The organism is Mycobacterium sp. NPDC006124 (assembly GCF_040614235.1).
Classification (GTDB): domain Bacteria; phylum Actinomycetota; class Actinomycetes; order Mycobacteriales; family Mycobacteriaceae; genus Mycobacterium.
Window position 1 is genome coordinate 486,983 of the sequence record NZ_JBEXUA010000004.1, and the last position, 22,210, is coordinate 509,192.

General features: G+C 68.6%; 18 protein-coding genes and 1 rRNA gene. 9 read left to right on the forward strand and 10 right to left on the reverse strand.

From position 1 onward, the window contains the following. Window positions 1–9 precede the first annotated feature (9 nt). A complete protein-coding gene (gene clpS / locus ABZ195_RS11955) occupies window positions 10–324 on the reverse strand; it encodes an ATP-dependent Clp protease adapter ClpS (RefSeq protein WP_355217811.1) in 315 nt (104 codons plus the stop codon). Between the two features lie 67 nt (window positions 325–391). Between clpS and ABZ195_RS11960 the strand changes: the two genes are divergently transcribed. The 3 genes from ABZ195_RS11960 to ABZ195_RS11970 all read left to right on the forward strand — a co-directional run bounded on the left by ABZ195_RS11960 (window position 392) and on the right by ABZ195_RS11970 (window position 5,246). Further along, window positions 392–1,729 (forward strand): nicotinate phosphoribosyltransferase, encoded by a 1,338-nt coding sequence (locus ABZ195_RS11960; protein WP_355217813.1) that lies wholly within the window; start codon window positions 392–394, stop codon window positions 1,727–1,729. 84 nt (window positions 1,730–1,813) lie between these two features. Beyond that, complete coding sequence (locus ABZ195_RS11965) at window positions 1,814–3,706, forward strand: ATP-dependent DNA helicase (RefSeq protein WP_355217815.1); 1,893 nt, start codon at window positions 1,814–1,816, stop codon at window positions 3,704–3,706. 106 nt (window positions 3,707–3,812) lie between these two features. Beyond that, complete coding sequence (locus ABZ195_RS11970; RefSeq protein WP_355217817.1) at window positions 3,813–5,246, forward strand: neutral zinc metallopeptidase; 1,434 nt, start codon at window positions 3,813–3,815, stop codon at window positions 5,244–5,246. An 8-nt stretch (window positions 5,247–5,254) separates the two neighbouring features. On the opposite strand, the gene ABZ195_RS11975 is transcribed toward ABZ195_RS11970, so the two are convergent. Further along, complete coding sequence (locus ABZ195_RS11975; RefSeq protein ID WP_355217819.1) at window positions 5,255–6,103, reverse strand: virginiamycin B lyase; 849 nt, start codon at window positions 6,101–6,103, stop codon at window positions 5,255–5,257. Further along, the gene (gene glgP, locus ABZ195_RS11980; protein ID WP_355217821.1) at window positions 6,100–8,694 is read right to left on the reverse strand and encodes an alpha-glucan family phosphorylase; all 2,595 of its coding nucleotides are present in this window, start codon (window positions 8,692–8,694) and stop codon (window positions 6,100–6,102) included. Before glgP ends, ABZ195_RS11975 begins: the two co-directional genes overlap by 4 nt. 158 nt (window positions 8,695–8,852) lie before the next feature. On the opposite strand from glgP, the gene ABZ195_RS11985 reads away from it, so the two are divergent. Together ABZ195_RS11985 and glgB are read left to right on the forward strand one after the other, a co-directional pair. Then, window positions 8,853–10,943, forward strand: coding sequence for an alpha-1,4-glucan--maltose-1-phosphate maltosyltransferase (locus tag ABZ195_RS11985; RefSeq protein ID WP_355217822.1), 2,091 nt, complete (start codon window positions 8,853–8,855; stop codon window positions 10,941–10,943). Window positions 10,944–10,948: 5 nt separating this feature from the next. Continuing rightward, window positions 10,949–13,156, forward strand: a complete 2,208-nt coding sequence (gene glgB, locus ABZ195_RS11990; RefSeq protein WP_355217824.1) for a 1,4-alpha-glucan branching protein GlgB — start codon at window positions 10,949–10,951, stop codon at window positions 13,154–13,156. Between the two features lie 110 nt (window positions 13,157–13,266). Here glgB and ABZ195_RS11995 read toward each other — a convergent pair whose 3' ends face one another. The 3 genes from ABZ195_RS11995 to ABZ195_RS12005 are packed head-to-tail and all read right to left on the reverse strand — an operon-like array spanning window position 13,267 to window position 15,816. Next, window positions 13,267–14,157 carry a tetratricopeptide repeat protein gene (locus ABZ195_RS11995; RefSeq protein WP_355217826.1) on the reverse strand — a complete coding sequence of 297 codons (891 nt, stop codon included), beginning with the start codon at window positions 14,155–14,157 and terminating at the stop codon, window positions 13,267–13,269. Between the two features lie 13 nt (window positions 14,158–14,170). Continuing rightward, on the reverse strand, window positions 14,171–14,578 hold the full coding sequence (locus tag ABZ195_RS12000; protein ID WP_355217828.1) for a DUF3817 domain-containing protein: 408 nt from the start codon (window positions 14,576–14,578) through the stop codon (window positions 14,171–14,173). A 56-nt stretch (window positions 14,579–14,634) separates the two neighbouring features. Then, window positions 14,635–15,816 carry an acetyl-CoA C-acetyltransferase gene (locus ABZ195_RS12005; RefSeq protein WP_355217830.1) on the reverse strand — a complete coding sequence of 394 codons (1,182 nt, stop codon included), beginning with the start codon at window positions 15,814–15,816 and terminating at the stop codon, window positions 14,635–14,637. Window positions 15,817–15,900: 84 nt separating this feature from the next. Here ABZ195_RS12005 and mce point away from each other — a divergent pair, with 84 nt between their 5' ends. Beyond that, on the forward strand, window positions 15,901–16,374 hold the full coding sequence (gene mce, locus ABZ195_RS12010) for a methylmalonyl-CoA epimerase (RefSeq protein WP_355217832.1): 474 nt from the start codon (window positions 15,901–15,903) through the stop codon (window positions 16,372–16,374). A gap of 3 nt (window positions 16,375–16,377) precedes the next feature. Here the strand turns inward: mce and ABZ195_RS12015 are convergent, their stop codons facing one another. After that, window positions 16,378–16,674, reverse strand: a complete 297-nt coding sequence (locus ABZ195_RS12015; protein WP_355217834.1) for a hypothetical protein — start codon at window positions 16,672–16,674, stop codon at window positions 16,378–16,380. Window positions 16,675–16,691: 17 nt separating this feature from the next. Then, complete coding sequence (nucS, locus tag ABZ195_RS12020) at window positions 16,692–17,363, reverse strand: endonuclease NucS (RefSeq protein WP_355217836.1); 672 nt, start codon at window positions 17,361–17,363, stop codon at window positions 16,692–16,694. A 47-nt stretch (window positions 17,364–17,410) separates the two neighbouring features. Here nucS and ABZ195_RS12025 point away from each other — a divergent pair, with 47 nt between their 5' ends. Next, window positions 17,411–19,015, forward strand: coding sequence for an adenylate/guanylate cyclase domain-containing protein (locus tag ABZ195_RS12025; RefSeq protein ID WP_355217838.1), 1,605 nt, complete (start codon window positions 17,411–17,413; stop codon window positions 19,013–19,015). A 36-nt stretch (window positions 19,016–19,051) separates the two neighbouring features. Here ABZ195_RS12025 and ABZ195_RS12030 read toward each other — a convergent pair whose 3' ends face one another. Continuing rightward, on the reverse strand, window positions 19,052–19,828 hold the full coding sequence (locus ABZ195_RS12030) for a hypothetical protein (RefSeq protein WP_355217840.1): 777 nt from the start codon (window positions 19,826–19,828) through the stop codon (window positions 19,052–19,054). Window positions 19,829–19,911: 83 nt separating this feature from the next. Here ABZ195_RS12030 and ABZ195_RS12035 point away from each other — a divergent pair, with 83 nt between their 5' ends. Then, window positions 19,912–21,411 carry a DNA-3-methyladenine glycosylase 2 family protein gene (locus ABZ195_RS12035; RefSeq protein WP_355217842.1) on the forward strand — a complete coding sequence of 500 codons (1,500 nt, stop codon included), beginning with the start codon at window positions 19,912–19,914 and terminating at the stop codon, window positions 21,409–21,411. After that, a complete protein-coding gene (locus ABZ195_RS12040; protein WP_355217896.1) occupies window positions 21,411–21,914 on the forward strand; it encodes a methylated-DNA--[protein]-cysteine S-methyltransferase in 504 nt (167 codons plus the stop codon). The genes ABZ195_RS12035 and ABZ195_RS12040 overlap by 1 nt, the downstream gene beginning before the upstream one ends. Window positions 21,915–21,996: 82 nt before the next feature. Here ABZ195_RS12040 and rrf read toward each other — a convergent pair. Further along, window positions 21,997–22,109 (reverse strand): 5S ribosomal RNA (gene rrf / locus ABZ195_RS12045). Window positions 22,110–22,210: the final 101 nt, after the last annotated feature.

A 22,210-nucleotide genomic window follows, 5' to 3' on the forward strand; every position in this document is an offset into this window, starting at 1 on the left:
GCGCCGGGCTCAGCGATCCTGCTGCATGGTGGCCCACAGCCCGGCCTCGTGCAGTTTGGTCACGTCGATCTCCATGGCTTCCCGACTCCCCGCCGACACCACGGCCTTGCCCTCTTCGTGCACCTGCATCATCAACCTGGTCGCGTGCGGTTCGCTGTAGCCGAAGAGCTTCTGGAACACGTAAGTCACGTACGACATGAGGTTGACCGGATCGTCCCAGACGAGGGTGACCCAGGGACTCTCGGTGGCTGCCCGTTCGTCCGTGGTGGTCTCCACGTCGCGTTCCACGCGAGTCCCTGGCTTGGTTCGCGCCGGGGTAACCATGCCGCCCAGAATAGACACCCGTCTCGGAGACGGTCCGAACGGCTACGGTTGGCCTACGGTTGACGCTGTGACTTCCCACGAGCGCGCTGCCGAGGAGTGCGCGGCGACGGCCTTGCTCACCGACAAGTACGAGCTGACGATGCTTGCCGCGGCGCTGCGTGACGGCACCGCGCATCGCCGGACCACGTTCGAGGTCTTCGCCCGGCGACTTCCCGACGGGCGTCGCTACGGTGTGGTCGCCGGCACCGGACGCTTCCTGGAAGCGCTGCCGCGCTTCAGGTTCGACGACACCGCACTGGCCCTGGTGGCCGACTTCCTCGACGAGACGACCCTGGCGTTCCTGGCCGACTACCGCTTCACCGGCGACGTCGACGGCTATCCCGAGGGCGAGCTGTACTTCCCGGGTTCGCCGGTGCTGTCACTACACGGCACCTTCGCCGAGTGCGTACTGCTGGAGACCCTGGCGCTGTCGATCTTCAACCACGACTGCGCGATCGCCTCGGCGGCGGCCAGGATGGTCACTGCCGCCGAGGGCCGGCCGCTCATCGAGATGGGTTCCCGGCGCACGCACGAGATGGCGGCCGTCGCCGCGGCGCGGGCGGCATACGTCGCGGGGTTCACCGGGTCCTCCAACCTCGAGGCGCAGCGCCGCTACGGCGTCCCGGCGCTCGGCACCAGCGCGCACGCGTTCACGCTGCTGCACACCTCTCCCGACGGACCCGACGAGCGGGCGGCCTTTCGCGCCCAGGTCGACGCGCTCGGCGTCGGCACCACGCTGCTCGTCGACACCTACGACATCACCGCGGGCGTCGCCAACGCCGTCGCGGCGACGGGCCCCGACCTGGGTGCGGTCCGCATCGACTCCGGTGACCTCGGCGTGCTGGCGCGACAGGTCCGCGCCCAACTCGACGAGCTCGGCGCGCCCAACACCCGCATCGTGGTGACCAGCGACCTCGACGAGTTCGCGATCGCCGCCCTGCGCGCCGAACCGGTCGACTCGTACGGGGTCGGCACCTCGCTGGTCACCGGGTCGGGCTCGCCCACCGCGGGCATGGTCTACAAGCTCGTCGAGGTCGACGGCGTCCCGGTCGCGAAGCGCAGCAGCCACAAGGAGTCCCACGGCGGCCGAAAGCAGGCCTACCGCCTGGCCAAGCCCACGGGAACCGTCGTCGAGGAGGTCGTGCAACTGGCCGACCGGCCCGCAGTCGAGGTCGATGGCCTGATCGCCACCGCGCTGGCCCAGCCGCTGGCGCGCGCCGGGGAGGTCCTCGCCGACCCCGACCTGCAGGCGGCGCGCGCCCGCGTGGCGGCGGGACTGGTCAGCCTGCCCTGGGACGGGCTGGGGCTCTCCAGCGGGGAGCCGGCCATCCCCACCCGCATGGTCGACGCCACGCGCCGGGCCTGAGGGGGAGTCACGGGCGACGTCAAGGAACTGCTGGACAAGGCCGTCACCGCACTCGGCGGCGCCGAACGCAGCGGTCAGATCGAGATGGCCGAGGCGGTCGACCACGCCTTCGAGAGCGGCGAGCACCTCGCGGTGCAGGCCGGCACCGGCACGGGCAAGTCGCTGGCGTATCTGGTGCCGGCCGTCAAGCGGGCGATGGAGCGCGCCGAACCGGTGGTGATCTCGACGGCCACCATCGCGCTGCAGCGACAGCTCTTCGACCGCGACCTGCCCAGGTTGGCCGACGCGCTGGCCGGCGAGGTCCCGCGCCGCCCGGAGTTCGCGTTGCTGAAGGGTCGCGGAAACTATCTGTGCCTGAACAAGATTCACAATGGCGCGGCCGAATCCGGTGACGATCTCCCCCAGGACGAACTGTTCGACGCCGTCGCGTCGACGGCGCTCGGACGCGACGTCAAGCGCCTGATCCAGTGGTCCTCGGACACCGAGTCCGGCGACCGCGACGAACTGGTGCCCGGCGTCGCCGACCGGTCCTGGCGCCAGGTCAGCGTGTCTGCTCGCGAGTGCGTCGGCGCGGCCCGCTGCACCTACGGCGCGGACTGCTTCGCCGAGAAGGCCCGGGGCCGCGCGGCCACGGCAGACATCGTCGTCACCAACCACGCTCTGCTCGCCATCGACGCGATCTCCGAGATCAACGTGTTGCCCGAGCACCAGCTGCTCGTCGTCGACGAGGCCCACGAACTCGTCGACCGCGTGACCAGCGTCGCCACCGGCGAGTTGTCGGCGACCATGCTGGGCGTCGCGCACCGGCGGTCCTCACGGCTGGTGGACCCCGAGACCGCCGAACGCTTCGAGGCGACGATCGCGACGTTCACCTCCGCGCTCTACGACTGGGAACCCGGCCGCAAGGACGTCCTCGACGAGGAGATGGCCACCTACCTGACCGCGCTGCGGGATGCCGCGGACCGGGTGCGGACGGCCATCGACACGGCACCGAGCGACCCCAAGGCCGCGGCGGCGCGCAACGAGGCCGTGACGGCACTCAACGACGTCAGCGACACCGCGTCGCGCATCCTGACCTCCTATGGACCGGCGATACCCGACCGGACCGACGTGGTGTGGCTGGATCACGAGGAGAACCGCACGGGTAAGCGCTCGATCCTGCGAGTGGCCCCGTTGTCGGTGGCGATGTTGTTGCGCAACAGGCTCTTCGAGCAGTCCACCGTGATCCTCACCTCGGCCACGCTGACCATCGGCGGCACGTTCGACTCGATGGCCCGGTCCTGGGGTCTGGCCGGCGACGAGGCGCCGAAGTGGAAGGGCGTGGACGTCGGATCGCCCTTCGCGCACGGCAGGTCGGGCATCCTCTACGTCGCCGCGCACCTCCCCCCGCCCGGCCGCGACGGCACCGGGTCGGCCGAGCAACTCGACGAGATCGAAGCACTCGTCACCGCGGCGGGAGGCCGCACGCTGGGCCTGTTCTCCTCGATGCGCGCCGCCAAGGCGACCGCGGAGGTGATGCGCGACCGCCTCGACACGCCCGTGCTCTGCCAGGGTGAGGACACCACCACGGCGTTGGTGCGCCGCTTCGCCGCCGACGACGCCACGACGTTGTTCGGCACGCTGTCGCTGTGGCAGGGCGTCGACGTCCCCGGGCCGTCACTGTCGCTGGTGCTGATCGACCGAATTCCGTTTCCCCGCCCCGACGATCCGCTCGTCACCGCCCGCCAGCGCGCGGTGGCCGCCCACGGCGGCAACGGATTCATGGCCGTCGCCGCCACCCACGCGGCGCTGCTGCTGGCCCAGGGCGCCGGACGACTGCTGCGCAGCGTCGACGACCGCGGCGTCGTGGCGGTGCTGGACTCGAGGATGGCGACGGCGCGCTACGCCGGGTTCCTTCGCGCCTCGTTACCGCCGTTCTGGGCGACCACCGACCCCAGCCAGGTGCGGCGGGCACTGGAACGCCTGCGCGACGGATAGGCCGAACCCGAAGTTGGGATCGGGGTCACCGGAAGATCTCTATCCTGGCCTGCACGTGGACCAGCGCGCCGATCCGGCGCCGGGCGGAGAAGAAGGGGCGAGGTCGATGACGCGACCGCACCTGGTGACCCTGATGACCGCAGCCGCCGCCATCTTGGTCCTCACGTCGTGCACGACGACGCTTCGGGGCACGCCGGTGTCGGTGTTCGCGAACCCGTTCAGCGTCGCGGGCATGCCTGCGGTCGACGGCCCGACGGGTTTGCGCGACGACGCCGAACCGCCCTCGCGCGAGGTCGAGAACACCGACGGCGGCCGGATCGACGAACTCGCCGGCAGCGCGGTCAGCGACATCGAGGAGTTCTGGACGGCGCACTACGGCGCGACGTTCGACGGCGAATTCACCCCCGTCGACGAACTCGTCTCCTGGGATTCCACCTCCTACGACGACGTCGACTTCTGTGGCGACAGCGTGGTGGGGCTCGTCAACGCCGGTTACTGCCTGGACCAGAACACCATCGGCTGGGACCGCGGCGAGCTGCTGCCGCAGCTGCGAGATGCCAACGGCGACATGGCGGTGACGATGGTGCTCGCCCACGAGTACGGGCACTCCGTCGCCCATCAGGCCGGCCTGTTGTCCGACGGGACGCCGACCATCGTCGGCGAGCAGCAGGCCGATTGCCTTGCCGGGGTGTACATGCGGTCGGTCGCCGAGGGGTCCTCGACGCGCTTCACCCTCAGCACCGGCGACGGGCTCAACAACCTCCTCGCGGCGACCATTGCGTTCCGCGACCCGCTGCTCACCGAGAGCGACGAGGAGGCCGGCGACGACGAACACGGCTCCGCGTTCGAACGCGTGTCGGCGTTTCAGTTCGGCTTCACCGACGGCGCGGACGCATGCAAGGCGATCGACCTTCAGGAGATCACCCAGCGGCGGGGCGACCTCCCCGTGTTGCTGCCCGACGACGAGACCGGCGAGCTGCCGGTCACGCGGGAGTCGGTGACCTCGATCGTCGACGCGATGAACGTCGCGTTCGACCCGACGGACCCGCCCAGGCTGTCCTTCGACGGGTCGGCGTGCCCCGACGCCCGCTCCGGTGGACCGGCCTCGTACTGCCCGGCGACCAACACCATCACCGTCGACCTGCCGGCGCTCGAGGAACTCGGCACCCAGAGCGCCGACGACAGCGGGACGCTCTCCGGCGACAACACCGCCTACTCGGTGGTGGTGTCGCGGTTCATGCAGGCGATTCAAAAGGAGCGCGGCGGCGTCGCCCTCGACGATGCCAAGGCGGCGCTGCGCACCGCGTGCCTCACCGGGGTGGCCACGGTGAAGATGACCGACAGCATCGCGACGCCCGCCGGCGACACGATCCAGCTCACGGCCGGCGACGTCGACGAGGCGGTCTCGGGGATCCTCGTCAACGGCCTGGCAGCCAGCGACGTCAACGGCGATTCGGTGCCGTCGGGCTTCTCCCGCATCGACGCGTTCCGGGTGGGCGTGCTCGGTGACCAGGACCGGTGCTTCAAGCGCTTCGACTGACCCGGTCTCTAGACCGTCGGCAGGCGCATCACGAAACCCGCCTCCAGCGCCACCCACAGCGCGCCGTCCGGTCCGATGGCCAGCCCGTGCGGCTCGCTGCCCGCGGGCAGATCGATCGTGTCGACCTCTCCATCGGCGGTGACGTGGGCGAGCTGGTCGGCACCCCACAGGCTGACCCAGACCCCGCCCGACGGATCGGCCACCACCGCGTGCGGCTTGCCAGGCAGGTCCAGCTCCTGCATCGCCTCGTCGAGCGGAATGCGACCCACCTTGTCGGCCAACACCGCGGTGAACCACACCGCGTCGTCGTGGGTCGGGGCGATGCCCACCGGGCCGGCATTGGGTGTCGGCACCGTACGCAACGTGACCTCGCCACGGTCGAGGCGGCCGATGGCATTGGCCCGGTTCAGCGTGAACCAGAGTGCGTTGTCTCCTCCGGTGACGATTCCCGAGGGCATGCCGCCGGGAACGGCCTCCTCGCTGATCGCGCCGTCGACGTCGATCCGGCCGACGACACCGGTGCCGGTGGCGGTGAACCACAGCGCGCCGTCGGGTCCGGTCGTGATCCCGAACGGCGCACTGCCGCTGCGCAATTCGTAGTCCACGAGGTGTCCGTCGGTGGAGATCCGACCAATCCGGTCGTCGCCCGCACGGGTGAACCACAGCGCGCCGTCGGGTCCGGCGGTGATGATCGAGGGCTTGCTGCCCTCGGCCACCGGGTAGACCTCGAGGTCTCCGCCCGCACCGATCCGGGCGATGGCACCGCGATGCACCAGCGTGACCCACATGGCGCCGTCGGAACCGGCGGCCAACGCATACGGCCCGCCGTCGACGGCGACTTCGAAGATGCGGCTCATGCGAGGGTGACGAGGCCCAGCTCGTCGTCGGCGGCCAGCAACCGGTGATGCGGCAGCACGCGCACGGTGTAACCGACGCGGCCGGCCAGCGGCAGCGCCACGGTGCTGGAGAACGCGTCGTCGCCGTCGGTGGGACCGGTGTGGGCCATCGGCACGACGACGGGGTCGACGAGTTCGTCGGCGGCGTCGACCCGGCCGACCGCCGCCTGCACCACCACCTCGTCGGGCCGCAGTCCGCCGAGGTGCACGGTGGCGGTCAAGGTGAGCTGCGAACCGAGCAGCGGCGTGTCGGGCAGCCCGTAGGCGTCCACGTCACCGATGCGCACCTCGGGCCAGCAGCTCCTGGCCCGTTCGCAGAACGCGGCGAGGTCGCGCGCCGCACCGAACGGCACGCCGTCGACGGGTTCGATGGTGCGGTGCAGCGATTCGGCGGCCGGCGCGTAGTACTTCTCGGTGTAGTCGCGCACCATGCGCGAGGCGAGCACCTTCGGGCCGAGCACCTGCAGCGTGTGTCGCACCATCTCCATCCACCGCCGGGGTACGCCATGCTCGTCGCGCTCGTAGAACTTGGTGGTCACCGACTTCTCCAGCAGTTCGTAGAGCGACGCGGCCTCCAGGTCGTCCCGCCGCGACTCGTCGGCCAGGCCGTTGGCGGTCGCGATCTCCCAACCGTTCTCGCCGTCGTACCACTCGTCCCACCAGCCGTCGCGAATCGAGAGGTTGAGCCCGCCGTTGAGGGCGCTCTTCATGCCGGACGTTCCGCACGCCTCCAGCGGTCGCAAGGGATTGTTGAGCCACACGTCGCATCCCCAGTAGAGGAAGCGGGCCATCGACATGTCGTAATCGGGCAGGAAGGCGATCCGGTGGCGTACCTCGGGCCGATCGGCGAACCGGACGATCTCCTGGATCAGGGCCTTGCCGCCGTCGTCGGCGGGGTGGGACTTCCCGGCGACGATCAGTTGGACCGGTCGCTCGTCGTCGAGCAGCAGCCGCTCCAGCCGTTCGGGGTCGCGCAGCATCAACGTCAGCCGCTTGTAGGTCGGAACCCGTCGGGCGAAGCCGACGGTCAACACGCCGGGGTCGAACGCGCTTGCGATCCAACCCAATTCGGCCTCGGACACGCCGCGTTCCAGCCACGACCGGCGCAACCGACGGCGGACGTCGTCGATCAGCAGACCGCGCAGCTGTGAGCGGATCCACCACAGGTGACCCGTGTCGACCTGCTGCAGCCGTTGCCAGGTGTCGGCTTCCTCCAGCGAGCTCAGGTCCTCGCTGCCGATCAGCTCGCGGGCCAACTCGACCCATTGCGGTGCCGCCCAGGTCGGGGCGTGCACGCCGTTGGTGATCGAGCCGATCGGCACCTCGTCCTGGTCGAAGCCCGGCCACAGTTCGTTGAACATGCCGCGGCTGACGTCGCCGTGCAGCAGGGACACCCCGTTGGCGCGCTGAGCCAGGCGCAGCCCCATGTGGGCCATGTTGAACTTCGACGGGTCGTCCTCGGCGCCGAACGCGACGATGCGTTCCAGCGGCACGCCGGGCGTCAGTTCCGCGCAGCCCTCCGACGCGCCGAAGTAGCGCCGCACCATCTCCACGGGGAAGCGGTCGATGCCGGCGGGGACCGGGGTGTGGGTGGTGAACACCGTACTGGAGCGCACCACGGCCAGCGCCGTGTCGAAGTCGAGCTCGCCGTCGGTGACCAGCTCCCGGATCCGCTCGACGCCCAGGAATCCGGCGTGGCCCTCGTTCATGTGGAAGACCTGCGGTTCCGGCAGTCCCTCAACGGCGGTGAACGCGCGGATCGCCCGCACCCCGCCGATGCCCGCCAGCAGTTCTTGCCTGATGCGGTGTTCTTGGTCACCGCCGTAGAGTCGATCGGTGACCGAACGCAGCTCGTGCTCGTTCTCGGGAACGTCGGAATCCAACAGCAGCAGGGGAATTCGGCCCACCTGCGCAACCCAGACCCGGGCGTTGAGCTCGGCGCCCCCGGGCAGGGCCAGGCTCACCAGGACCGGTCGACCGGCTGCGTCGGTGAGCAGGCGCAACGGCAGACCCTGTGGGTCCAGCGACGGATAGTCCTCGCGCTGCCACCCGTCGGCGGTCAGGGACTGGCGGAAGTACCCCGACCGGTAGTACAACCCCACCGCGATCAGCGGCAGCCCCAGGTCGGAGGCCGACTTGAGGTGGTCACCGGCCAGGATGCCCAGTCCGCCGGAGTAGTTCGGCAACACCTCTGCGACGCCGAATTCCATGGAGAAGTAGGCGATGCCGGTCGGCAGCGCCACCCCGGCCGCGGTGCGCTCCTGGTACCACATCGGACGGGTCGAATAGGTGTCCAGTTCGGCGGCCAAGTGGTCGAGCCGGGACAGGAAGCCCTCGTCGTCGGCGAGTTCGTCGAGCCGCCCCGGGCTGACGCCACCGAGCACCGCCACCGGGTCCTGACCGAACTGCTCCCACAGCGTGGAATCGATTGTGGCGAACAGTTCTTGCGTCGGCCTGTCCCACGACCAGCGCAGGTTGACCGACAAGCGCTCGAGCGCCGTGAGACGTTCCGGGAGATGGGCGCGAACGGTGAATCTACGGAGTGCCTTCACGCGGATTCACCCTACCCACTGCGTCCGGTATTCAAGGTCACGTCGATCGGCGCATCCGGCCCACGGGGTTCAGTCGGACACTACGGTGGGTATAGAGCGCGACAAGGTAATCGAGCACATGACAGCCTGCGGTTCGACCGCGGGCGTGAGGAGCAGTGGTGGCCGGTCGAATCGAGATCGACGACGTCGCACCGGTAGTTTCCAACGGCCGATATCCGGCCAAGGCCGTGGTCGGCGAGGTGATGCCGGTCAAGGCGGTGGTGTGGCGCGAGGGCCACGACGCGGTGTCGGCGACACTCGTGGTGCGTTACCACGGCACGGCCTACCCGCCGCTCGCCGCCGCCCCCCAGGGTCTGGCGACCCCGCACGTGGAGGCCGTGCCGATCGAGGAGGTCGTCGGCGTCTCTCAGCGCATCAAGCCGCAGCGACTTCCGATGGAACCCGGCGGTGAACCCGACACCTATCACGGCCAGTTCATCCCCGACGCAATCGGACTGTGGACCTACCGGGTGGACGGCTGGGGTGACCCGATCGCCACTTGGCGCAAGAACGTCACGGCGAAGCTGAACGCCGGCCAGGGCGAAGCGGAGTTGGACAACGACCTGCTCATCGGGGCGCAGTTGTTCGAACGCGCCTCGACCGGTGTCCCCCGTCAGGACCGTTACCCCCTGATGGAGGCCGCGCAGAGCCTGCGCACCCCCGGCGACCCCTTCACCAGGGCAGGTGCGGCGCTGGCGCCTGCGGTCACGGCCCTGTTGCACGAGTATCCGCTGCGCGAGCTCGTCACCCGTGGCGAGCAGTACGGCATCTGGGTGGACCGCCCCCTGGCTCGCTTCAGCGCCTGGTACGAGATCTTCCCCCGGTCGACGGGTGGCTGGGACGGCGACGGCAGGCCCGTGCACGGCACGTTCGCGACCGCGAGCAAGACGCTGCCCCGGATCGCCCGGATGGGCTTCGACATCGTCTACCTTCCGCCGATCCACCCGATCGGCAAGGTGCATCGCAAGGGCCGCAACAACAGCGTGACCGCGGCTCCGGACGACGTCGGTTCGCCGTGGGCCATCGGCAGCGACGAGGGCGGGCACGACGCGGTGCATCCCGACCTCGGCACCATCGACGACTTCGACGACTTCGTGGCCGAGGCGCGCAACCAGGGTCTGGAGGTGGCGCTGGACTTGGCGCTGCAGTGTGCGCCGGACCATCCGTGGGCCAAGGACCATCCCGAGTGGTTCACGGTGCTGCCCGACGGCACGATCGCCTACGCCGAGAACCCGCCCAAGAAGTACCAGGACATCTATCCGATCAACTTCGACAACGACCCCGCTGGCATCTACGCCGAGGTGCTGCGCGTGGTGCGGTTCTGGATCTCCCACGGCGTCAAGGTGTTTCGGGTCGACAACCCGCACACCAAGCCGCCGAACTTCTGGGCTTGGCTGATCGGCGAGGTGAAGAACGACGACCCGGACGTGCTGTTCCTGGCCGAGGCCTTCACCCGGCCCGCGCGGCTGTTCGGGCTGGCCAAGCTCGGCTACACGCAGTCCTACACGTACTTCACCTGGCGCACGGCCAAGTGGGAGTTGACCGAGTTCGGCGAACAGATCGCCGAACATGCCGACTACGCCCGTCAGAGCCTGTGGGTGAACACTCCGGACATCCTGCACGAGATCCTGCAGTACGGCGGGCCGGGCATGTTCGCCATCCGGGCGGTGATGGCCGCGACGATGAGCCCGACGTGGGGCGTCTACTCCGGCTACGAGTTGTTCGAGGGCCGGGCCGTCCGCGAGGGCAGCGAGGAATACCTCGATTCGGAGAAGTACGAGTTGCGCCCACGGGACTTCGACGGCGCTCTGGCAGCGGGCAATTCGCTGGAGCCCTTCCTCACCAGGCTCAACGAAGTCCGAAAGCTGCACCCCGCGCTCGCCGAACTGCGCACCATCACGTTCCACGAGATCGACAACGACGCGCTGCTGGCCTACAGCAAGTTCGACCCCGTCAGCGGCGACTGCGTCCTGGTCGTGGTGACACTCAACGCGTTCGGTCCCGAGGAGGCCACCCTGCGGCTGGACATGGCCGCGCTGGGTATGTCGGTCCACGACCGCTTCTGGGTGCGCGATGAGATCACCGGTGACGAATACCAGTGGGGCCAAGCCAATTACGTCCGCATCGAACCGGGACGGGCCGTCGCACACATCCTGAACATGCCGTACATACCGACCGACAAGCGGCTCGAGCTGCTGCGGAGGGATTGATTCACATGACCAGCACCAACGACGTCACCACCAAGAACGTGCGACCGGATCCGACGGAGCTGTCGCGTCTGCTGTGGGGCACCCACCACGACCCGCACTCGATCCTGGGCGCCCACGAATACGATGACCACACCGTCATCCGGGTCTTGCGGCCCAACGCGCTCGAGGTCGTCGCGCTCATCGGCAAGGAGCGCCACCCCTTCACCCACGTCGAGGACGCCCTCTTCGCGGTGGTGCTCCCGTTCACCGGGCTGATCGACTACCGCCTCGAGGTCAGTTACCCCAACGGCGACGGCGACCCGCACGTCCACACCACGGCCGACCCCTATCGCTTCCTGCCGACCCTCGGCGAGATCGACATGCACCTGTTCTCCGAGGGGCGTCACGAACGGTTGTGGGAGGCCCTCGGCGCCCACCCGCGGACCTACAGCACCGCCGACGGGCCCGTCACCGGCGTGTCCTTCGCCGTGTGGGCTCCAAACGCCAAGGGCGTCAGCCTGATCGGCGACTTCAACCACTGGGGCGGCAATGACGCCCCGATGCGGACGCTGGGATCGTCCGGGGTGTGGGAACTGTTCTGGCCGGACTTCCCCGCCGACGGGCTGTACAAGTTCCGCGTCCACGGCGCCGACGGCGTGACCACCGAACGCGCCGACCCGATGGCCTTCGCCACCGAGGTGCCGCCCAAGCGTGCCTCGCGGGTGACCAAGAGCGAGTACACGTGGGCCGACGACGCGTGGATGGCCGATCGCGCCATCAAGAATCCCGTCTTCGAACCGATGAGCACCCTCGAGGTGCACCTGATGTCGTGGCGGCCGGGCCTGACCTACCGGGAACTCGCCGACCAGCTCACCGAGTACGTCGTCGAGCAGGGCTTCACCCACGTGGAGTTGTTGCCGGTCGCGGAGCATCCGTTCGGCGGTTCGTGGGGCTATCAGGTCACGTCCTACTACGCGCCGACGTCGCGGCTGGGATCTCCCGACGACTTCCGCTTCCTGGTCGACCGGCTGCACCAGGCCGGCATCGGCGTGATCGTCGACTGGGTGCCCGCCCACTTCCCAAAGGACGCCTGGGCATTGGGCCGCTTCGACGGAACGGCGCTCTACGAGCACTCCGACCCCCGCCGCGGCGAGCAGCTCGACTGGGGCACCTACGTCTTCGACTTCGGCCGGGCCGAGGTGCGCAACTTCCTGGTGGCCAACGCGCTCTACTGGTTGCAGGAGTACCACATCGACGGGCTGCGGGTGGACGCCGTGGCGTCGATGCTCTACCTCGACTACTCGCGGCCCGAGGGCGGCTGGACGCCGAACGTCTACGGCGGCCGGGAGAATCTCGAGGCCGTGCAGTTCCTGCAGGAGATGAACGCAACGGTGCACAAGGCCACCCCCGGCATCGTGACGATCGCCGAGGAGTCCACGTCGTGGCCGGGTGTCACGCGCCCGACCAACCTTGGCGGACTTGGCTTCTCGATGAAGTGGAACATGGGCTGGATGAACGACACGCTGGCCTTCATGCAGCGCGATCCGATCTACCGCAGCTTTCACCACCACGAGCTGACGTTCTCTCTGCTGTATGCGTTCAGCGAGAACTTCGTGCTTCCGATCAGCCATGACGAGGTCGTGCACGGCAAGGGCACGCTGTGGGGCCGCATGCCGGGCAACGACCACATGAAGGCCGCCGGCGTGCGCAGCCTGTTGGCCTACCAGTGGGCCCACCCCGGCAAGCAGTTGCTGTTCATGGGCCAGGAATTCGGGCAGCGTGCCGAATGGTCCGAGGAGCGTGGCGTCGACTGGTTCCAGCTCGGCGAGCAGGGCTTCTCCGGTGGCATCAAGCAGTTCGTGGCCGATGCCAACGAGATCTACAAGACCCGCCGCGCACTGTTCTCCCGGGACTCCAGCCCCGAGGGCTACTCGTGGATCGACGCCAACGACTCGGCCAACAACGTGCTGAGTTTCCTACGCTTCGGCGACGACGGCTCGATGCTGGCGTGCGTGTTCAACTTCTCGGGCTCTGAACACAGCTCGTATCGGCTCGGCTTGCCGCACACCGGAACGTGGCGCGAGGTGCTCAACACCGACGCGACGATCTACTACGGCGCCGGAGCCGGCAACATGGGCTCGGTCGAGGCGACCGCGGATCCGTGGCACGGTCGACCGGCCTCGGCGGAGATGGTGATTCCGCCGTTGTCGGCTCTCTGGTTCGAGCCGGTCTAGGCCTCGGATCCCGCCGGCCCACCCCACTCCCCACCCGCATCGAGTGTGCTGCGAGATCGCGATTCACGCCGCAATCGCGATCTCTCAGCACACTCCACGGCGGTAGGAACTCAGAACAGTGCGTTGGCGAGGTTGCGTCGGCCCGCGATGACCCTGGGGTCGTCCTGCGGAAACAGTTCGAAGAGTTCCACCAGCCGGGAGCGAACCGAGGTGCGCTCGTCGCCGGCGGTGCGCCGTACCAGTGCGATGAGCCGTTCGAAGGCCTCGACGACCTGATCCTGGCTCACCTCGACGTCGGCAGCCGCGAAGGCCGCCTCGACGTCGGTCGGGGCCGCGTCGGCCGCGGCGACGGCGTCGGCCGGCTGGGCCGTCGCCCGCTTCAGGAAGGCGATCTGTCGCAACGCGTCCTTGGCCTCGGCGTGGGTGGGTTGCGCGTCGAGGATGGCTTGGTAGGCGGCGAGCGCGTCGTCGAACTCGGCGGAGTCCCACAGCGAGCGGGCCCGCTCCAACTCGGGGTCGACCTCGTCGGCCTCACCCGCTTCCCCACCGTCGAGTTTGCCGGCGGTTGCGCTGAGCAGGGAGTCGATCCAGCGGCGTAGCTGCTCGGGGGGCTGCACGCCCTCGAAGCTCGAGATCGGCTGCCCACCGGCGACGGCGACCACCGTCGGGACGGCCTGCACGCCGAACACCTGAGCCACCCGAGGCGTGGTGTCGACGTTGACCGTGGCCAGGGCCCACGAGCCGCCGTCGGACTTGGCCAGGGCCGCCAGCACCTCACCGAGCTGCACACTGGCGTCGCTGCGCGGCGTCCAGAGCAGGACGACGACGGGAATCTGATTGGACCGGGCCAGCACCTCGGTCTCGAGGTTGGCCTCGGTGACGTCGACGCCACCGGGCGCGGCTCCGGCGGGAGCCTCGCGCGATGGCGCGGGCTGCTTGAGCGCGGAGAGATCGAACGCACCCGCGAGGGCGGGGCCGACGGAGGGTCGTGGACGAGTCACGTCGACAAGTTTGTCACGTCGTTTCGACCGCCGGCGGAGCGGTGGCGGCGGCGCCGGCCCCATGTCCCAGGTCGCGTCGCTTCTGTCCGCCGCGCGGGACCGTGCGGCCGGTGCGCTCGGCCCACATGAGGAAGATCACACTGCCCAGCGGCACGATGCTGCCCAGCAACGCCAGCAACCAGGTGCCTGCCGACCACGCGAACGCCCGTCCCACCAGAAACGCGGCGATCACGAAGGCGATGAACACCAGGCCGTGGGCCATGCCGAAGATCTTCACGCCGATCTCGGTACGCGGCGACCCGATGTACTTGAAGTACATGCCGGCCAGCAGGCCCACCCAGGTCACGGCCTCGGTGAACGCGATGATCCGGAACCAGCCGGCTACGCGGTGCCGGTCGACGGTGCTACTCATGATCGCCATTGTGCCCGAGCGCCGCGCTGGCTACTACGCCACGTCGTTGTCCGCTGAGCTCGTTCTCAGGGTCGGCGCAGGATCAGGGCGTCGCCCTGCCCGCCGGCGCCGCACAGCGCGGCCACCGCGTAGCCAGAGCCCTTGCGCGCCAACTCCAGGGCCGCGTGCAGGGTGATCCGCGCCCCGGACATGCCGATCGGGTGCCCGATGGCGATGGCTCCGCCGTCGACGTTGACCTTGTCGGCGTCCAAACCCAGCTCCTGGGTCGAGGCCAGGGCGACCGCGGCGAACGCCTCGTTGATCTCGACCACGTCGAGCTGGTCGACCGAGATGCCCTCCTTGGCGATCGCCTTCTTGATGGCGTTGGCCGGTTGGCTCTGCAACGTCGAATCGGGACCGGCGACCACGCCGTGTGCCCCGATCTCGCACAGCCAGGTCAAGCCCAGTTCCTGCGCCTTGGCCTTGTTCATCACCACGACCGCACAGGCACCGTCGGAGATCTGCGACGCCGAACCGGCGGTGATGGTGCCGTCCTTGCGGAAGGCGGGCTTGAGCCCGGCCAGCGATTCGGCGGTGGTGTTCGCCCGAATGCCCTCGTCCTCGGTGAACTCGATCGGGTCGCCCTTGCGCTGCGGAATCTTCACCGGCACGACCTCGTCGGCGTACACCCCGTCCTTCCACGCGGCGGCAGCCCGCTGGTGCGACCGGGCGGCCACCTCGTCCTGCTGCGCGCGGGTGAACTGGTCGGTGTCGTTGCGCTGCTCGGTCAGGGCGCCCATGGGCTGGTCGGTGAACACGTCGTGCAAGCCGTCGTAAGCCATGTGGTCGAGCACGGTGACGTCGCCGTACTTGTAACCGGCGCGGCTGTCCATCAACAGGTGCGGCGCCTTGGTCATGGACTCCTGGCCGCCGGCCACCACCACGTCGAACTCACCGGCGCGAATCAGCTGGTCGGCCAGCGCGATCGCGTCGATGCCCGAGAGGCACATCTTGTTGATCGTCAGCGCCGGCACGTCCCAGCCGATGCCACCGGCGACCGCGGCCTGCCGCGCGGGCATCTGCCCCGCGCCGGCGGTCAGCACCTGACCCATGATCACGTATTCGACGGCCGAGGCGTCCACGCCGGCCTTCTCCAGTGCCCCGGCGATCGCGATCCCGCCCAGGTCACTGCCCGAGAAGTCCTTCAGCGAACCCATCAGCTTGCCCACCGGGGTACGCGCTCCAGCAACGATCACCGACGTCGTCATGTCCAACCTCCACGAGCTTCGATTCAAGGACTGTGTGCCCTATCACACTTACGCAATCAATCCCTTGAAGGTTACCGTGGCTAAATGACAACGGAGCATGTCGGTGCACGTCCGGCCCTCGCCAGCGCACTGGTGACGGCCGTCGACCACGTCGGCATCGCCGTCCCCGACCTCGACGTGGCGATCAAGTGGTATCACGACCACCTCGGGATGATCGTCCTGCACGAAGAGGTCAACGACGACCAGGGCATCCGCGAGGCGATGCTGGCCGTCCGGGGCGCGCCGAGTGGCGGCACCCAGGTCCAGCTGATGTCGCCGCTGGACGAGACTTCGACCATCGCGAAGTTCATCGACAAGCGCGGGCCCGGCCTGCAGCAGTTCGCCTACCGCGTCAGCGATCTCGACGCGCTCTCCGAGCGGTTGCGCGCCGACGGCGTCCGGCTGATCTACGACGCGCCCCGCCGCGGCACCGCGAATTCGCGGATCAACTTCATCCACCCCAAGGACTCCGGTGGCGTCCTCGTCGAGCTCGTCGAACCTGCCGCCGACGCCCACTGACCGCTAGGACCACGTCCGCGTCGGTCCACGGGTCGCCCGGTTGGCCCAGCACGACGTGTGCCAGTGTCGCCGGTCGTCGACCGCGGACTCCCCCGCCGCGGCGGGCCACACCACCACGTGCGCCACGCCGGGCTTGATCTCGTGGTCGCAGCCCGGACACCGATAGGTCTTGGCGGCCCTCGACGCGGCAATCGCCTTGACCTCGTAGTCATAGCCGTCCGGACCGACCTCGACGCGGCGCATCGCGGCGAAGGGCACGGACGGCGACGGCCTGCGGGGTGGGTTGCGGCGCTTGGCCATCCCCACATCCTCTCGTGTCAGAACAGCCTGAACTCGTTGCTGTCGAGTCCGCGCATCTGGTCGTAATCCAAGGTCACACAACGTATTCCGCGGTCGACGGCGAGGGTGCGCGCCTGCGGCTTGATCTGCTGGGCGGCGAAGACGCCGCTGACGGGGGCCAACATCGTGTCCCGGTTGAGCAGGGTGAGGTACCGGGTGAGCTGTTCGACGCCGTCGATGTCGCCGCGGCGTTTGATCTCCACGGCGACCGACCGGCCCAGCTCGTCGCGGCACATCAGGTCGACCGGACCGATGGCCGTCATGTACTCCCGGCGCACCAGGGTGTACCCGACGCCCAGCAACTCGACGTGCTCGGCCAGCAGCTTCTGCAGATGCGCCTCCACGCCGTCCTTGACCAGACCCGGATCCACGCCCAATTCGTGGCTGGAGTCGTGCTCGACGTCCTCGACGGTGATGCGCAGTTGCTCGCCGGCCTTGTTCTCCACCACCCAGACGGGACTGTCGCCGCCGTTCTCCTCGACCAGCCAGCACGGCGGGCTCATCCAGTTCAGCGGCTTGTACGCACGGTCGTCGGCATGAACGCTGACCGACCCGTCGGACTTGAACAGCAGCAGCCGCCGTGCGGAGGGAAGGTGGGCGGTGAGACGGCCGACGTAGTCGACGGTGCACTGGGCGATGACGAGGCGCACCGAACCACCATAGATGCCCGCGCGCGGGGCTCTAGGCTGACGCCACGATGACGGAGACGAAGAACGCGGCGCAACGCCTGGGCCGGGTACTCGAGCGGGTGACCAACCAGAGCGGTCACGTCGCGGGGACCCCGGAGTACGGCTCGTGGATCCTGGGGCGGGTCTCGGAGAGTCAGTTCCGCCGCCGTATCCGCATCCAGGTCATCCTGACGACGTTCGTGATCGTCGCGAACATCATCGGCATCGGCGTTACGGCGCTCGTCGTCACCGTGGCCTTCCCAACGCCCAACGTCTTCGCCTCGGATGTCTGGTGGATCACGTTCATCGCGGTGCCGGTGTACCTCTTCGGTGCGCTGATCGTCGGGACGGTCTGGGCCACCTACCGGGTCATGAAGAACGTCCGCTGGGCCATCGAAGAGCGACCACCGACCAAGGCCGACCAGCGCAACACGTTCTTCGCACCGTGGCGTCTGACGCGCGTGCTGTTGATCCTCTGGGGCGTCGGCACCGTCATGCTCACCACCATGTACGGGGTGCACGACACCCAGTTCATCCCGAAGTGGTTCTTGGGCATCAGCTTTCCCGGCATCGTCGTCTCGGCCAGCTGTTATCTGTTCACCGAGTTCGCCCTACGTCCGGTGGCCGCGCAAGCGCTGGAGGTCGGCCCTCCGCCGCGTCGCTTCGCGCCAGGGGTGATGGGACGCATCATCGTCGTCTGGGCACTGGGCTCGGGGGTACCCGTGCTGGGCGTTCTGCTCGCAGCCATCTTCGCCCTGACGCTGAAGAATCAGACACCCACCCAGTTCGCCTGGGCCATCGTGGTTCTCGCGTTGTTCGCGCTGATCTTCGGCTTCATCCTGATGTGGATCCTGTCGTGGCTGACGGCGACACCGGTGCGCGTCGTTCGCGCCGCGCTCAACCGCGTCGAGAAGGGTGACCTGAAGACCAATCTGGTGGTCTTCGACGGCACCGAATTGGGCCAGCTGCAGCGGGGATTCAACTCGATGGTCGGCGGCCTGCGAGAACGCGAGCGGGTCCGCGCCCTCTTCGGCCAACACGTCGGCCGCGAGGTCGCCGAACTGGCCGAGAAGCAGCAGCCCGAACTCGGTGGCGAGGAGCGTCCCGCCGCCGTGATCTTCGTCGACGTCATCGGTTCCACGCAGCTGGTGACCAGCCGGCCCGCCGTCGAGGTGGTCGAGTTGCTCAACCGGTTCTTCGCCGTCGTCGTCGACGAGGTGGACCGGCACCACGGACTGGTCAACAAGTTCGAGGGTGACGCGGTGCTGGCCGTCTTCGGGGCGCCGGTGGCACTGGAGAACGCCGAGGAGGAGGCGCTGGCCGCCGCCCGCGCGATGGCCCGGCGGCTGCGCGAGGAGGTTCCGGAGTGTCAGGCGGGCATCGGGGTGGCGGCGGGCCAGGTGGTGGCGGGCAACGTAGGTGCCAAGGATCGGTTCGAGTACACCGTGATCGGCGAGCCGGTCAACGAGGCCGCCAGGCTGTGTGAACTGTCCAAGGACATCGACGGGCACCTCGTCGCGTCGTCGGACACCGTCGCCCGGGCCGGCGACGAGGAAGCCGCCCGGTGGACGTTGGGCGATTCGGTGACGCTGCGTGGCTACGACCAGCCGACGCGGCTGGCCGTACCGGCCTAGAAGCCGGGGACGGCTCGGGTACCGCGTCCTGCTCCGTCATCCACGGCTGACCGACCCCGACTGCCGAGCGATCCACGCGCGACCCGCCTTGGCGGCGCGCACCAGCGCCCCGTACTCGCCGAAATAGTCGGCGACCGCACCCACCGCCGGCACCATCCCGAGATACCGGAAGATGCGGCGCGGCCGAGAGCGCTTGCCGAGTTCGCCGCCGATGGCGCGCAGCTGCCCCGCCACCCGCCAGAGCGGCTTGAGGAGCGCCAGCGGCGTACCGTCCAACGGCGAGGAGTCGGGCTCGGGCACGGGTTCTGCGGCGACGCTGTCGTCGTAGGCGTCGGCGGGCAGCTCGCGTCCGCACATCACCGACGCCAGCAGCCGCACCTGCTGCCCGTAGTCGTCGACGCCGCATTCCCGCGCGACGGCGCACAGCACGATGGCCTGGCTGGCGAAGCCGAGCGCGTCCTGCAGCGGCAACCGGTCGGCCACGGCGCCGAAGACCCCGGGAAAGGCCACCAGGACGGTGTCGACGGCACCAACCCGGTGGACCCACCAGTCGATCCGGTCGTCGAGGTCCATCTCCGTCCAGGCCTGGGTGCCCGGAACGTCGGCGGTGTTGAGCACCCACGACAGCGCGTCGAGCGCGCGGTCGACCGAACCGGCGGAGTCTCCGACGCGGTGGCTTCGATCCTTCAAACCGAACGGGTCCGACCGCGACAACAGGTCGACGACGGGGTTGATGACACGGACCGCCCGGCTCAACGCGCACGCCACGTCGGCGTCGTCGATCGTGGCGGAGGGCAGCGGGATGAGAGCCATGGTTGATCTCTACCCGTTTCGACCCCGACTTACATGTCGGTTTTCCGCCAGTGCTGTCGGCACCAGCGTGTAAGTGTCTAGGTATGTACGACGACTTCGACCGCTGCTACCGGGCCGTTCAGTCCAAGGACGCACGGTTCGACGGGTGGTTCGTCACGGCCGTCCTCACGACGGGGATCTATTGCCGTCCCAGCTGTCCGGTGCGGCCTCCGCTGGCCCACAACGTCCGGTTCCATCCGACCGCAGCAGCGGCGCAACGGGCGGGTTTCCGCGCATGCAAGCGCTGCCGGCCCGACGCCTCGCCGGGCTCGCCGGAGTGGAACGTCCGTGGTGACGTGGTGGCGCGGGCAATGCGGTTGATCGCCGACGGCACGGTCGACCGCGACGGCGTCGCGGGGCTGGCAGCTCGACTGGGCTACACGACCCGTCAGGTCGAGCGGCTGATGCAGGCCGAGGTGGGCGCCAATCCCCTTGCCCTGGCACGCGCACAGCGCACCCAGACCGCGCGGATCCTGATCGAGACCACCGATCTGCCGTTCGGGGACGTCGCCTTCGCCGCCGGGTTCTCCAGCATTCGCCAGTTCAACGAGACGGTGGTGTCGGTGACGGCCCTGACCCCGACTGCCCTTCGTGAGCGCGCCAGCTCGACGTTCGGCCCCGGCCGGCCGACGGGCTCCGGCGTGCTGAGCCTGCGGCTGCCGGTGCGGACCCCCTTTGCCTACGAGGGGCTGTTCGGCCATCTCGCGGCCAGCGGCGCCCACGGCGTAGAGGAGGTCCGCGACGGTGCGTACCGTCGAACTCTGCGCCTCACCGCGGGCAACGGGATCGCGAGCCTGACGCCGCATCCCGATCACGTGCAGTGCGAGTTGGTCCTGGACGACTTCCGCGACCTGTCGAGCGCGATCGCCAGGTGCCGCAGACTCCTCGACCTGGATGCGGACCCGGAGGCGGTGGTGGACGCCCTCGGCGCCGATGCAGACCTGAGTGCACTGATCGCGAAGGCGCCGGGACAGCGCATACCCCGCACGGTCGACGAGACGGAGCTGGCGCTGCGCGTCGTCATAGGCCAACAGATCTCGGTCAAGGCGACGCGAACCCATGCCGGACGGCTCGCGCAGGCCTACGGCACACCGGTCGACGATCCGAAGGGCGGGCTGACCCACGTGTTTCCCAGCGTCGAGCAGCTCGCGAGCATCGACCCGGCGCACATCAAGTTTCCGAAGTCGCGACAGCGCACGTTCACGACGCTGGTCGGTGCGCTCGCCGACGGCTCCGTCACGTTGGATCCGGGGTGTGACTGGGACAGGGCGCGCCAACAGCTGCTGTCACTGCCCGGCATCGGCCCGTGGACCGCGGAGGTGATCGCCATGCGCGGCCTCGGCGATCCCGACGCGTTCCCCGTGACCGATCTTGGTGTCCTCGCCGCGGCGAAGACCCTCGGCCTGCCTGCCGATCCGAAGCCCTTGTTGGTACGCAGCGGTCGCTGGCGGCCATGGAGAGCCTATGCGACGCAACATCTTTGGACCGCGCTCGAGCACGACGTGAACTATTGGCCACCCAAGACGACAGCGAAGGAAAGATGATGGAGACCGTGTACTTCCGCACGATGGACAGCCCCGTGGGTCCGCTGACGCTCGCCGGCCGCGGTGGCCGACTCCAGCATTTGAGGATGGTCGACCAGACCCACGAACCCAGTCGCGACGGCTGGGAACCCGACGACTCGCTCTTCGGGGACGCCATCGATCAACTGGCGGCGTACTTCGCCGGCGACCTGCTCGAGTTCGATCTGGATCTCGACCTCGTCGGCACGGAGTTTCAACGCCGAGTGTGGGCCGCCCTCCTCGACATTCCCTATGGCGAAACACGGTCCTATGGCGAGATTGCGCGTCACATCGGATCACCCGGGGCATCGCGTGCGGTGGGATTGGCGAATGGCCACAATCCGATTGGCATCATCGTGCCGTGCCATCGCGTCATCGGCGCGAATGGCAGCTTGACCGGATATGGCGGCGGATTACCCAAGAAGAAGCAATTGCTCGAAATGGAGCGCAACCGACTGTCGCCAATTGCGACGCTATTCGATTGATCCGTAGTCATCGTCCTGAATCGACGATGGCATTGAAATGCCTAAGGCCCCCAACATAGTTGGGGGCCTTAGGTTAATGGGTGTTCGGCGGTGTCCTACTTTTCCACCCGATGGGGCAGTATCATTGGCGCTGGTAGGCTTAGCTTCCGGGTTCGGGATGGGACCGGGCGTTTCCCTACCGCTGTTGCCGCCGTAACTCTATTTGTGTGCCCCACTGGTGTTATTTGGTGGTGGGGTGTGGTCTGTCCGATTCGTGGACGGTGTGTGGTTGCGAGTGCACGCGGGGTGCAAATGTG

Bases quoted from the DNA above. Each gene is read 5' to 3' on its own strand.
- ABZ195_RS12035 (WP_355217842.1), top strand. From the start codon at position 19,912: ATGTACGACGACTTCGACCGCTGCTACCGGGCCGTTCAGTCCAAGGAC.
- ABZ195_RS12005 (WP_355217830.1), bottom strand. From the start codon at position 15,816: ATGACGACGTCGGTGATCGTTGCTGGAGCGCGTACCCCGGTGGGCAAG.
- ABZ195_RS12025 (WP_355217838.1), top strand. From the start codon at position 17,411: ATGACGGAGACGAAGAACGCGGCGCAACGCCTGGGCCGGGTACTCGAG.
- ABZ195_RS12015 (WP_355217834.1), bottom strand. From the start codon at position 16,674: ATGGCCAAGCGCCGCAACCCACCCCGCAGGCCGTCGCCGTCCGTGCCC.
- ABZ195_RS12000 (WP_355217828.1), bottom strand. From the start codon at position 14,578: ATGGCGATCATGAGTAGCACCGTCGACCGGCACCGCGTAGCCGGCTGG.
- ABZ195_RS12040 (WP_355217896.1), top strand. From the start codon at position 21,411: ATGGAGACCGTGTACTTCCGCACGATGGACAGCCCCGTGGGTCCGCTG.
- clpS (WP_355217811.1), bottom strand. From the start codon at position 324: ATGGTTACCCCGGCGCGAACCAAGCCAGGGACTCGCGTGGAACGCGAC.
- ABZ195_RS11975 (WP_355217819.1), bottom strand. From the start codon at position 6,103: ATGAGCCGCATCTTCGAAGTCGCCGTCGACGGCGGGCCGTATGCGTTG.
- ABZ195_RS12030 (WP_355217840.1), bottom strand. From the start codon at position 19,828: ATGGCTCTCATCCCGCTGCCCTCCGCCACGATCGACGACGCCGACGTG.
- mce (WP_355217832.1), top strand. From the start codon at position 15,901: ATGACAACGGAGCATGTCGGTGCACGTCCGGCCCTCGCCAGCGCACTG.
- ABZ195_RS11970 (WP_355217817.1), top strand. From the start codon at position 3,813: ATGACGCGACCGCACCTGGTGACCCTGATGACCGCAGCCGCCGCCATC.
- glgB (WP_355217824.1), top strand. From the start codon at position 10,949: ATGACCAGCACCAACGACGTCACCACCAAGAACGTGCGACCGGATCCG.
- ABZ195_RS11965 (WP_355217815.1), top strand. From the start codon at position 1,814: ATGGCCGAGGCGGTCGACCACGCCTTCGAGAGCGGCGAGCACCTCGCG.